The organism is Mucilaginibacter calamicampi, assembly GCF_042676765.1.
Classification (GTDB): Bacteria; Bacteroidota; Bacteroidia; order Sphingobacteriales; family Sphingobacteriaceae; genus Mucilaginibacter; species Mucilaginibacter calamicampi.
Window position 1 is genome coordinate 154,062 of the sequence record NZ_JBHTHU010000006.1, and the last position, 13,043, is coordinate 167,104.

Sequence of the window (13,043 nt, forward strand, 5' to 3'; positions counted from 1 at the left end):
GTTTAATTTAATTTGATCAAATACTAATAGATTACATTCCGTTTGGCTTGGTAGCTACCTTTATGGCTCCTTCTTTTCTGCCTTCAAATACATCCAGCGCTGTAGCAAAATCTTTAAGTGCAAAGCGATGCGTCATTAAAGGAGTAAGGTCTACACGGCCATTTACCAACAGATCAATAGCCTCCTGTGCAGTATTAGGGTTGGCGCGGTTGCCAATCAGTTCCACTTCGTCCAGTACTATCCTTTTTATAGGCAATGCCGGGTCAGCATGCGGAATACCGATCATTGATACTACACCACCTTTTGAAGCTGCCAAACAAGCCAAATGGATAGACTCGGCAGTACCTGCGCATTCCAACACAGCCGGAACACCCAGGCCATTGGTCAACGCTTTTATTTGCGCTAATACATCACCTTCTTTATAGCTGATAGGGATAGCACCCAGTTCTTCCGCTTTTTTCAAACGCTCGCCGCTGCCTACTGCTAATATTCTGCCGGCACCTAACGCTTTGGCGCAAAGTATAGCCATTAAGCCCTGCGGGCCGGTACCTAATATCAGTACATCATCACCCGGCTGTAAGCGCGAACGTTTAACGGTGTATAATGCAATACTCAACGGGTCAACACAAGCCGCATATTCCAGATCCATTGAATCAGGCACCTTGTAAATACTTTTTACTGACGTACGCATGTATTGGGCGTAAGCGCCCGGTGTATAGTGCCCGTATTGACGGTGACCGCGCTCTTCGTGCCCGTAGTTTAAGCAGTTGTTAAAACGGCCCTTCATACAGTTGGCGCAATAACCGCAACCGCAATGTGAAATACCACAAACACGATCGCCCTCTTTCCAGCCGAGGCTAAGCGCCTTAGGGCCTGATTGTACAATGGTGCCAGACCACTCATGGCCAGGTATAAACGGGTATCCTGTTGGCCAAAAGCCGGGGAAATCTCCGTTTATAATATGTGGGTCGGTACCGCAAATAAAAGTGGTATCCACCTTACAGATCACCTCATCGGCATCAGGCTGTGGTACAGGAACTGTTTGTATTTCGAAATCGCGAACGCCTTTTAATACAACAGCGTCCATCTGGTTAGGTAAACTCATAACTATTTGATATTACTTTCGGGAACTATAGCAACACCCCTGAACGGAGAGCCTGAGCCACCTTTAATTTTTAGCGGTAAACCAACAAACCAAAACTCGTGCGCAGGTATCATATCCACCTGGGCCAGGTTTTCGATATTTAAGATCTCTCTTTCGCGGCAAACAATGTGTGCAGGCTGTTCTTTAACAACCGCCACTTCGTTAAAGCTGTCAATACTCGGTGCGTCAGCGCCAATGCTTATGGCACCCAGATCGTTCAGGTACTCAATGGCGCTGCGGTCAACACCCGGATAATCGCGGATATAGCCAAAATTGTCGTTCCATTTTTTGTACCAGCCGGTGTAATACAACACTACGGATTGTGGCTTAATGGTAACACCGGTTTTTGCAATAGCTTCTTCAATATCAGCTTTGGTAATGTAGCTGCTTGGTTCTTTGTGCGAGAAATCAAACCAAACGCCGGGAGCCATAAACCATTCCAAAGGCAGTTCATTAACCGCGCGTGCATCAGGCTCATTCACCACGTGGTTGATCGCGTCAACGTGGGTGTTAGAGTGATCGCACATGGTAAAACCAACCACCTTATACGAGTAAGGCGGTTTGGTAAGGCCCATTTTCTGGGTTTCTTCGTGCGATAGGTGGTTCCATATCAGCGTACGCTGATGGCCGATAAATGTAGGGTCTGTAGTAGCAATAGTATGACTAAGGTCGGTTACAACACAGTCAATACCCATAAAGTTCATTTTTGTCTGCAACTTAAATGGCGGACAAAAGGCTTTCTTAAACATGTATAATTCCGGTTAATGTTTGTTAATAAATAATTATATGCCCCCTCTAAATCTCCCCCGGAAGGGGAGACTTTCCCTGCGCTCATATCCCATTATATATAGGAGACCTTTTAGTAAAAGTCTCCCCTTCCGGGGGAGATTTAGAGGGGGCTTTGTTTTAAAATTTCCTTGCCCACTCTTTTGGCCATCTTTCAATAACCACTTTTGTTTGGGTAAAGAACTCAATAGCATGGCGGCCCTGACCGTGCAGATCGCCAAAGAAACTTTCGTTCCAACCGCTAAAAGGGAACTGCGCCATTGGTGCAGCTACACCTATATTAATACCAATGTTACCTGCATTAGCCAGACTGCGGAATTTGCGTGCGTTGGCACCGCTGTTGGTAAACAAACAAGCCATGTTACCATAGTTATTACCATTGATAAAGTTTAAAGCATCGTCAACAGTATCTAATTGGATAAGGCTCATTACCGGGCCGAAAATCTCTGTTTTGATCACTTCGCCACCCAATGGCAAACCTTCCAGAATGGTTGGCAATACAAAGTTTCCTTTTTCAAAGCCTGTTATGCTGGCTTTACGGCCATCTAATAAAACTTTAGCGCCTTCGGCTTCGGCTTTACCAATGAGGTATTCAACACGAGATTTGCTTTCCGCGCTGATAACCGGGCCCATTTCGTTGGCTTCATCCAAACCATAGCCGGTTGTTCTTTTCTTAGCGGCTTCATATAAAGCCTCTTTAATATGACCGCTGTCTCCAACGGTAATAATGTTTGATGCCGCTAAACAACGTTGTCCGGCGCAACCGTAAACGCTGTCGGTAATTATCTGTACAGACATGTCAATATCTGCATCAGGTAAAACAACTACCGGGTTTTTGGCACCGCCCTGGGCTTGTACGCGCTTGCCGTTAGCGGCACCGCGACCATATACGTATTGCGCAATTTTTGATGAACCCACAAAGCTGATAGCTTTGACCAGTGGGTGATCCAAGAAAGCGTCAACAGTTTCTTTGCCGCCGTGTACCAGGCTGATAACTCCTTCCGGAAGACCGATCTGTTCTATCAGTTTAAACACCTTCATCATAGTTAACGGTACTTTCTCTGATGGTTTAAGAACGAAAGAGTTACCGCATGCAATAGCGTAAGGAAGGAACCAGAAAGGGATCATCCCCGGAAAGTTAAACGGAGCAATACAAGCACAAACACCTAAAGGCTGGCGTATCATAAACTCATCAACGCCACCGGCAATATTTTCTGAAAATTCACTCTGAATAAGCATCGGCGTACCGCAGGCAACCTCAACGTTCTCTATAGCGCGTTGTATCTCGCCGCGAGACTCGGCTAAAGATTTTCCGCACTCTAACGTAATGGTTCTGGCAATATCCTCTGCATTTTCTTCAAGCAATTGTTTTAGTTTATACAAAGGTTGCACTCTTCTCATCACCGGCACCTGGCTCCACTGCTTGTAGGCCTCGTGCGCGGCTTTTACCGCTGTATCAACGTCAGTTGCCGTACCAATTCCGTAAGGCACCTTTCCTAAAACTTCCTGTGTGGCAGGGTTTATAACATCGGTGGTGTTGGTTTCCTTACTGGTTACCCATTTGTTACTAATGTAATTGCTTAAAATTTCCATGTTTTGTTTTTAGATGATACATGGCCTGCTTAGCCGTGTAAGCAGAACCATGTATTTTTATTATTTAGTTTTTGATAGAATTTTAGATAGTTTTTCCGTCGAATTTGTAATTAAGTTTCGCCATAAAATCTCTTGAGATCTTAGCGGCCTCTAAAGGTGTATACGGTGGCTTAACCCTGTTATCATAATCCAGTTCAAACATTATCATACCTGCCATTTTTTTCTTTTTCTTCTCCAGCATATCTAAAATGGTTGCTAACTGCACCTTGCCTTCGCCAAGCGGAGAATAGCCCAGGTAACCATTATCGCCACCGGCAAAATCTTTCAGGTGAACGTGCTCAATCAGTTCCATAAAGTCTTTACAGATCTTTACCGGGTCGCCGCCACCTTTTTGGATCTGGCCCACATCAGGGCCAAATTTCATGTAGCGGGTATCCACATTTTCCATTATGAAGTAGATCTCCTCTTCTGTTTCAATAGGCGTACCTGTGTGCGGGTGCAACGCGGCAACCAAACCTTCTTCCTGTGCAACCTTACCATACATGTTCATCGAGTCTACAAGGTTCTTTTTATAGTTCTTGTAGTCGTAACCACGGCGGCTACCGCCGGCACAGTACTCAATTACCTTACCGCCGTTGGCTTTCAAAATTTTGCACCAGCGTCTCAATTTATCAGCCTCGGCCTGTGTTTTAGCAGGGTCAAGTACATCATGTGTACAAAAAGCTGATACAATTGGCACTTTGTATTGGGCAATTACCGCGGCAAGGCCGCCCGGTTTCTTTTCAAACTCTTCCATTACCTGGCCAAAGGTTTCAAAAGAATGATAACCTAATGATCCGATATCTTTCAATGATGCCTCCAGCACGTTGCCGCCGTATCCCCAAAGGATGAATGTTGAGCCTATCTCGAATTTGCGTTTTTTTGCTTCCGCAAATGCAAATCCGGGCGATGCAAGCGTCGCCGCACCGGCTATACCGGCTAATCGCATAAAGTCTCTGCGATTAAATGAATCTAAATTTTCCATGGTATTAAAATTTATTATACGCTACTTACCGAATGTTACTAACGCTGTGCCGCCTAACAATAACAAAGCGCCGCCAATTTTTGTATATGATATTGGATCGGCTTGTTCTGCAAACCATCCGTAGTGTGAAAAAACTAAACCCGATATTACCTGTGCAGATACCATTAATACGGTAGCGCGACCCGGCCCCAATATTGGGAAAGCATACGCTATACCAAATACAAGTGCCCCGCCCATTACACCAGCAGTAAGCAACCATTTTGGTACTTCGCCTAAGCGTGTAAATACAGCAGGTTCCCAATGCGTAAAGCCAATAATAATAGCGGTGCAGGCACCAATGGTCCAAAAAATAGCGTTGCCCATCTCCGCGTTTTTTAGAATAGAGCCTACCTTACCATTCATGGCAAGGTGCAGGGTTAGTACAAACCCGATAACAAGCATCAGAGCAATTAATGAAACTTTCATGTTCTCAAAATTTTAAATTAGGTTAATTGGTTTAATTGGTATTTATTGAAATTGGTTTTAAACTGGCACTCAAAATTGTCAATGCACACATCTTAACCACCTTACCCGCCCTTACAAACGTTTTGACTGTACTTTACAGCACAAGTTAAAATATAACGTAAAAAACTTTAAGCAATTGTTGGTTTACAGAACCCGCCGCAGTATGCCCACCATATTACGGCTGTTGTTCTATTTCAAATTTCACCTATTAAAGTAGAAATAATTTCCAACCAATTCGCAAAAAGTGATACTATAGTAACATATATTTGAAAAAAAGAATATCAATATTGTAGATTTTATATCTTTTGATGATGAAACCACACCTGCTGAAAGTTCCGCATAAACCAGAATCATCCTTTTCTATTTACCAGAACAAGGACAAAAACTTTTATAACCAATGGCATTTTCATCCGGAAATTGAGCTGATCTATATTCATAAAGGCAGAGGTACAAGGTTTATAGGTAATGATGTGCATCGCTTTGAACCTGACGAACTGTGCTTGTTTGGTGCTAACCTGGCCCACATGTGGCGATGCGACCCTGAATATTTTGTGGATGAATCAAAATTAAAGGCCGAAGTAACTGTAATTTATTTTCAGCATGATTTTTTAGGCGACAAGTTTTTTAATACGCCCGAACTAAAAAACATAGAGACGCTGCTTGAGAAAGCCAAACAGGGCATAAAAATAACAGGTAGCACAAAGGCGCAGGTTAAAACGCTGATAAATAAACTGACAGAAGCCAGTGGTTTAGAACGTATAATGACTTTGTTGAATATTCTGGAAAAAATAGCCACCAGCAAGGAACGCGAGTACATTAATACCATTTATCAGCCCGAAAAAATTGAATGGCAGGAAGCTGACAGGTTAAACAAGGTGTTCCAGTACATATCAGACAATTTTCAGAAAAAAATAACATTGGAAGAGATAGCATCGGTTGCCAACCTGAGCGCCAAGGCGTTTTGCCGCTATTTTAAATCAAAAACCCGTAAAACCCTGCAGGATTTTTTACTGGAAGTAAAGATAGCTCACGCTTGTAACCTGATATTAGAAAAAGACATGACTATTTACGAAGTATGTTATGACAGTGGGTTTAACAACTTATCCAACTTTAATCGCTACTTTAAAAAATTAATGAACAAAACCCCGCTCGAGTTTAAAAAAGAACATAACATGCTAAGGGAGGTGGGTTGATGAGAGCCACTTTATTTTAAAAAACGATAACCCCAAACAACTACACCTATAAGTTGTTATAGGTGTGCGCGTTGCTTGAACCATTTAATCAAATTGCAAACTTTCTGAACTGTATCCTTAATGTCTGAACATCATTCTAAAAATTCAGCGTTGCCTTTTCTGCGAAATGGTGGTGAAGCGGCAGAGCAGATAGCTACATTTAACTGGCATGCTAACGTATTGGGCGTGCCCCACACGTGGCCCCTGCAGTTGAAACAACAGACAGGCATCATGCTTAATACGCCGTCGCCGATGATGATTTGCTGGGGTAAGGACCTTATACAATTATACAACGACGCCTTCAGACCAATTTTAGGGCGGAACAAGCATCCGAAAGCCTTGGGCAGTCCCGTTTATGAAACCTATGCTGAAGCCTGGGATGTGCTTAAGCCTTTATTTGAAAAGGTGATGAACGGTGAGGCGGTGGCTTTTCAGGATTTTAAGCTAAAGTTAGACCGTAACGGTTACGAAGAGGACGTTTATTTCGATTTTTCCTACAGCCCCATAACCGACGAGGAAATGAATATCCATGGCGTGTTAGTGATATGTAATGAAACCACAAAAAAAGTTTTATCGCTGCAGGAAATCCACCAGACCAACAAAAAAATAACCAGTTCGAACGACGAACTGGTTACCAGCAATGAGCAGTTATCATCCAGTCAGAGCAATCTACGAAAGATAGTTTATGAGCTGGCAGAGAGCGAACATAGGGTACGCGCAATAGTTGAAAATGCACCTTTCCCTATAGGGGTATATATGGGTAGAGAGTTACGCATTGCCTTTGCCAACCAGGCTATTATTGATGTATTTGGCAAGGGTCAGAACGTAATAGGCCGGGAATACAGGGATCTTTTACCCGAACTGGCAGATCAGGCGATTTTTACCCAATTGGATAACGTATATACCAGCGGCAAGCCCTTTCACGCGCGTAATCAACAGGTAGACCTGGTGGTTGACGGGCAACCGCGAACCTATTATTTTAATTACAGTTTTACGGCTTTAACAGATCAGGAGGGAAAAATATACGGTGTAATGAATACGGCTGCTGATGTAACCGATGCGGTTTTAGCTAAACAGCAGGTAGAAGAGAGTTCTGACGAATTGGCCGCGCTTAACGAAGAACTTGCAGCATCTAACGAAGAATTGCAGGCAATTAATGACCAATTGGCCAACACCAATGATGAATTGAACGAGAGCAGGCAGCGGTTTGAAAAGGCCAATGAAGAACTTGCCGCAAGCGCGTCAAGGTTGCGTATGGCCATAGAGTCTACCAACCTGGGTACATGGGAGTATATCCCGCCAACCGGCGAATTATATTGGTCTAAGGAATTAAGGGATATTTATGGCATACCCGACGACGAGCCTGCTACTATTGAAACTTTTTCTGCCCACATTCATCCCGACGACTATGAGTGGGTACAAGAGCAGATAGCCGGCGCTATGCAACCTGACAGCGGAGGCAAATACGACCTGACGTATCGCATTATACGTTTTGATAACGAGCAAATGCGCTGGATAAAGGTTCAGGGAACGGTGTATTTTGATGAGACACAGGCTACGCGTTTCATAGGTACGGCATTTGACATTACCGAAATAAAGGAGGCCGAAGAGAAAACTGCTAAGCTGGCGGCAATTGTAGCGTCCTCAGATGACGCCATCGTGAGCAAAACCTTTGATAGCGTTATTACAAGCTGGAACACATCCGCCGAACGTATTTTTGGATTTACAGCCGAAGAAATGATAGGTGAAACAATTTATAAAATCATCCCACCCGATAGGTATGAAGAGGAGCCTATTATACTTGGCCGTTTAAAAGGCGGCGAAAGGGTGCAGCATTTTGAAACCAAGAGATTAACTAAAGATGGAAGGTTGATTGATGTTTCGGTAACCGTATCACCTGTGAAAGACGCGGAGGGAAACATTATCGGCTTGTCAAAAATAGCACGCGACATTACAGAAAGAAAGCTGGATGAAACCCGTAAAAATGATTTTATCGGGATGGTAAGCCATGAGTTGAAAACGCCGCTAACCTCGCTAAGCGCCATATTGCAGGTAGCAAAGGTTAAATTAAACGATACCGACGATACCTTCCTTTCGGGTGCTATGCAAAAAGCCAATCAGCAGGTAAGGCGCATGACCACGATGATCAATGGCTTTTTGAATATCTCACGGCTGGAATCCGGGAAAATATTGATAGAGAAGCAGCTGTTTGATTTACAGATGCTTATTCTGGATGTTGCCGACGAAATGAAGGTTGCCAACACCACCCATACAATTAACGTTGATGACTGCCGGGCGGTTGAAGTAAATGCAGATCAGGACAAGATCCAATCGGTAATATCCAACCTTATAAGTAACGCTATAAAGTACTCAGCAAACGGCACAAACATCAAAATAGCTTGCCAACGCGATGATAATGAAATTATTGTTAGCGTGCAGGATGAAGGCATAGGCATACACCCCGCTGATGCCGAGCGGATATTTGACCGTTATTACAGAGTGGAGAGCAACGATACCCGCCATATTTCGGGGTTTGGTATAGGGCTTTATCTGAGCGCCGAAATAATTGAGCGCCACGGGGGCCGGGTATGGCTGGAAAGCGAAGTAGGCAAGGGCTCTACCTTTTACTTCAGCTTGCCGTTATAAGGTACGTGTTTGTCTCGCGTGAAGGTGAGACAAAGTGGGACAAGTTGGGACAATATTTTGAATAAGTATTTGACTGTTAGTAGTTTGCAATTGTTGCGTGGGACAAAGTGAGACTACTTATTCGTCAGGAAAATTACGTTTAAATGTTGTTTAATCTGCTAATTTTCAATGTGTTGAGAAATGGCGATTTTTTGTCCCGCTTTTATGTAAATGTTATTCAGGATCACGCCCTCCGCAATTAGCAGCAAACATTGTGAGAAATGATGGGTTATTGGTATGGTACTAAGCATCTATAACCATGAAAAATCCTTTTAAAAAGAAAAGTAACACGCTGTTAATAGCAGGCATAGCCATTGGGGCCGCAGCAGCAAGTTTAGCCTATTTATTTTTAACCGAGAGCGGCACAGCAGTGCGGCAGCAATTAGCCGGGTATTTTGACCGGGATGTGGATGAGTCTGATGAGGATGAAGACCCGCAAGACTATCTGCACCACACGGCTAAAGCGCCAAAAACCGACCGTGAGGCACTGTTAAGGCACGAAGTGCTGCATAACAACGGTAACGCGCAATCCTGATAATATAATTGGTAGGGTAGGAGCATGAAAAGGATACTCTGGATCCTGGTATTCATTTGTATCATTGATTCCATGGGGTTTGGTATGATGATACCGTTAATATACTCCTATGGTAAACAGTTCGGTCTTACCAAAGCAAGTCTGGGCTGGCTTACTGCTACTTTCTCTATCGTGCAGTTTTTTGCTACGCCGCTGTTGGGTTCACTGTCAGATCGCGTTGGCAGAAAATGGTTGCTGGTTGGGTGCCTTATAGGTACGGCTATATCCTTTAGCTTATTCGGCCTGGCCGGGAGTTTACTGATGCTGTTTATTGCACGGGCACTTGACGGACTTACCGGCGGCGATATATCCGTTGCGCAAGCTATAGTAACAGACATTTCTTCAGAACAAAACCGGGCAAAATATTTTGGCATCCTGGGCTCGGCGTTTGGTATCGGAAGCGTAATAGGGCCGGGCGTGGGGGGCTTGTTAAGCAGTTTGGGGATGGCCGTTCCGTTTTTTGTTGCAGCAGCGCTTTCGCTTACAGGGGCGCTTTTAAGCATGATATTTTTAAAGGAGACAAACAGCGCTGCAAAAAAGCGTGTTAAAAAGAAGTCATTCGCGTTTAAATCACTAATTACGGTACTGAAGCAGCCTGTTATCGGCGCGGCAGTTTGTACCGGGTTTTTACTCACCACCGCGCAATTGGTTATGCTGATAGGTTTTCAGACCTTTTGTACCGACGCGCTTAAACTTACCCCCACACAGGTGGGTATTTTTTACGCGGGCTTTGGTGTAACCGGTATTCTTACGCAGCTTGCAGTTCCGTTTATCACCAGGTTAATACCCCGGCGTTCCATAATTTTGCTTATCTCGACAGTAATTTGTGTTGGGGCGATGGTCTTCACCGGCTTTGTAAACGCTGTAATACCGTTCGCCATAGGCATTGGTATTTATGGCTTGTTCAATGGTTTACGCAATCCAATGCTAAACGCCATTATAGCCGACGAAAGTAAAACCACTGAGCAGGGCGAAATAATGGGTATTAATCAGTCTTACACTTCGTTAGGCCAGGCTACCGGTCCAATTATAGCAGGATTGGCTTTGGGTATAACACAGTCGGCCGCGTTTTTTCTGGCAGCCATATTAATGTTGATAGCGGTGGGGGTAGGCATAAGGCTAAAAGTACAGGAAGCGGCAGCAAAATAATTAACAGATACAACGAGCAGGTTTAAAGATTTTGTAACACCGCGGAAAAATCAGCGTCTATTAACCAAATGCTGATCAGATCCTTTAAATGCCCGGTTGCCGTAATTGGCTTTTTACTACTCCGTATGGCTGCCTATGCTCAGTCTGCTGATACGCTTAAGACAGACACTGTCAAAACCCATAACAAAACTTTACAGGAAGTAAATATCATTGCCAAGCCTCCGCTTGTGCGCATGGAGCAGGGTAAAATGATAGTGGATGTTGCCGCCTCTGCCACCAATGTGGGCGCAACGGTTTTGGAGGTTTTAGAAAAATCGCCGGGCGTTACGGTAGACCGTAACGGCGGGATAGCCTTACAGGGTAAAACAGGCGTGCTGGTGCTGATAGATAATAAACCCACCTATCTTTCAGGGTCAGAGCTGAATAATTTATTAAGCAGCATGAACTCAGCACAGGTTGCCCAGATCGAGCTGATCACCAGTCCAACGGCGCGTTATGATGCCAGTGGGAACGCGGGTATAATCAACATCAAAACAAAAAAGACAAAAGAAAAAGGCTTTAACGGCAATTTTACTGTTGCCGGCGGGCATGGCGTTTATCCTAAAAACAACAACAGCCTGGTGCTTAACTACCGCACAGGCAAGGTAAACCTGTTTTTAAATTATAGCATGAACTATACCGAGTACCTTACAGATCTGTATGCATTACGAAAATACTTTGATGCGCAAAACAAAGTGGTTTCTCAACTGGATCAGCCGGGCTATTTTTCGGGGACGTTTTTAAACAACACGGTAAAAGCGGGGCTTGATTATAATCTATCGTCAAAAACTACTATAGGTGTGGTGCTGGGCGGCACAAAGGTTAAACGGCAGGGATTTAACAGATCTGTGGCCACCTGGTTAAGCCCGGCGGGTGTAACCGATTCGGCAATTTATACTGATAACAGCAGCGGCAGCCGTTTTAAAAATGGGTCTCTAAATTTAAATCTTCGTCATACCATTTCAGACCGTCAGGACGTGTCGGCAGATTTTGACTGGCTCGGCTATGATATTCAAAGCGATCAGGCTTTTGACAACCGGCGGTCGGGCGCGCAAGGTTACAGCCAGCAATCGCGCGGAAATATCCCTTCCACCATAAAAATTTTATCGGGGAAGGCAGACTATACGTACAGACTACCGAAGGATGCCACTTTGCAGGCGGGGTGGAAATCATCATCAACCCATACAGATAACCTGGCATTGTACCAGAATTTTAAGAACGGTAACTGGGTAGCCGATAATATTAAAAGCAATCACTTTTTATATAACGAGAGCATTCACGCGCTGTACGCGTCTATAGAAAAGAAATACAAAAAGATCAGCTTTCAGGCAGGGTTGCGTTATGAAAATACAGGATACAGCGGGCACCAGCTGGGCAACGCGGTACAAAAAGATTCCTCTTTTTCGCGTAATTACAACGGCTTGTTTCCAAGCGGATGTATTACCTACGCGGCTGATTCATTAAACAGTTTTACTATAAATGTAGGCAGGCGGATTGACAGGCCGAACTTTCAAAACCTTAATCCGTTTTATTTCATTATCAATAAATACACGTATCAAACAGGTAATCCCTTTTTGCTGCCACAATATACCTGGAACTTTGAGTTGAGCCACCAATACAAAAGCCTGTTAACCACTACTGTATCATACAGCAGCATTGACAATTATTTTTCGCAGTTGTTTTTAGCTGATAAGGAAAAAGGAATTTTATTGTATACCCAGGGCAACGTTGGCCATACTTACACCATTGGTGTTACCGAAACAGTTGTGGCATCGCCATTTAAGTGGTGGTCTGTTACGGCGCAGGCGGTTTATAACTACAAACAGTTGCGCGGCTTTAACGGCAATACCTATACAAGCGATATTAATCAACTAAGCATTAGCGCTAACAACCAGTTTACCATAGCAAAAATTTACACTGCCGAACTATCAGGCGCGTACACTACCCGTGCCCGTAATGATGTGCAGGAATTATTGTATCCTACCGGGCAGTTATCGGCCGGTATTGCGAGGCCGGTACTTAAAAAACGCGCCACGCTGCGCTTTACCGCACGCGATGTATTATATTCAAACATAATGCACGGGTTAACGCAGTTTCCTAACGCCGAGGAATATTTTAAAATGAAGCGCGACACGCGTGTAGTAACGTTGTCCTTTACCTACCGTTTTGGCAAGGCTTATAAAACTAACCGCCGCAGCGAAGGCAGCGCCGGGGATGAAGCGCAGCGGGTTGGGAATGGATAATGTACCGGCAATGTACCTGTTGACCAAATAGATTTTATTGCTATTTTTATAGTAGATATAAATTTAACGT

The 13,043-nt window shown here is 44.1% G+C and carries 10 protein-coding genes; 5 read left to right on the top strand and 5 right to left on the bottom strand.

Features of this window, described 5'->3' with window-relative positions; all coding sequences use genetic code 11:
* Positions 1-31 precede the first annotated feature (31 nt).
* From ACFQZS_RS10290 to ACFQZS_RS10310, 5 genes are all read right to left on the bottom strand, one after another.
* Positions 32-1,105 (bottom strand): zinc-dependent alcohol dehydrogenase, encoded by a 1,074-nt coding sequence (locus ACFQZS_RS10290; RefSeq protein ID WP_377099878.1) that lies wholly within the window; start codon positions 1,103-1,105, stop codon positions 32-34.
* A gap of 2 nt (positions 1,106-1,107) precedes the next feature.
* The gene (locus tag ACFQZS_RS10295) at positions 1,108-1,893 is read right to left on the bottom strand and encodes a cyclase family protein (protein WP_377099880.1); all 786 of its coding nucleotides are present in this window, start codon (positions 1,891-1,893) and stop codon (positions 1,108-1,110) included.
* Between the two features lie 157 nt (positions 1,894-2,050).
* The gene (locus ACFQZS_RS10300; RefSeq protein ID WP_377099882.1) at positions 2,051-3,523 is read right to left on the bottom strand and encodes a CoA-acylating methylmalonate-semialdehyde dehydrogenase; all 1,473 of its coding nucleotides are present in this window, start codon (positions 3,521-3,523) and stop codon (positions 2,051-2,053) included.
* Positions 3,524-3,605: 82 nt separating this feature from the next.
* A complete protein-coding gene (locus tag ACFQZS_RS10305; RefSeq protein ID WP_377099884.1) occupies positions 3,606-4,547 on the bottom strand; it encodes a sugar phosphate isomerase/epimerase family protein in 942 nt (313 codons plus the stop codon).
* A gap of 21 nt (positions 4,548-4,568) precedes the next feature.
* Positions 4,569-5,012 carry a DMT family transporter gene (locus ACFQZS_RS10310; protein WP_377099886.1) on the bottom strand — a complete coding sequence of 148 codons (444 nt, stop codon included), beginning with the start codon at positions 5,010-5,012 and terminating at the stop codon, positions 4,569-4,571.
* Positions 5,013-5,362: 350 nt separating this feature from the next.
* Here ACFQZS_RS10310 and ACFQZS_RS10315 point away from each other — a divergent pair, with 350 nt between their 5' ends.
* The 5 genes from ACFQZS_RS10315 to ACFQZS_RS10335 all read left to right on the top strand — a co-directional run bounded on the left by ACFQZS_RS10315 (position 5,363) and on the right by ACFQZS_RS10335 (position 12,973).
* A complete protein-coding gene (locus ACFQZS_RS10315) occupies positions 5,363-6,244 on the top strand; it encodes an AraC family transcriptional regulator (RefSeq protein ID WP_377099887.1) in 882 nt (293 codons plus the stop codon).
* Positions 6,245-6,364: 120 nt separating this feature from the next.
* Positions 6,365-8,929: a PAS domain S-box protein gene (locus ACFQZS_RS10320; RefSeq protein WP_377099888.1), complete on the top strand. Its 2,565-nt coding sequence runs from the start codon at positions 6,365-6,367 to the stop codon at positions 8,927-8,929.
* 298 nt (positions 8,930-9,227) lie between these two features.
* Complete coding sequence (locus tag ACFQZS_RS10325; protein WP_377099890.1) at positions 9,228-9,503, top strand: hypothetical protein; 276 nt, start codon at positions 9,228-9,230, stop codon at positions 9,501-9,503.
* Positions 9,504-9,527: 24 nt separating this feature from the next.
* Positions 9,528-10,691 carry an MFS transporter gene (locus tag ACFQZS_RS10330; protein WP_377099891.1) on the top strand — a complete coding sequence of 388 codons (1,164 nt, stop codon included), beginning with the start codon at positions 9,528-9,530 and terminating at the stop codon, positions 10,689-10,691.
* 68 nt (positions 10,692-10,759) lie between these two features.
* Complete coding sequence (locus tag ACFQZS_RS10335; protein WP_377099892.1) at positions 10,760-12,973, top strand: outer membrane beta-barrel protein; 2,214 nt, start codon at positions 10,760-10,762, stop codon at positions 12,971-12,973.
* Positions 12,974-13,043 lie beyond the last annotated feature (70 nt).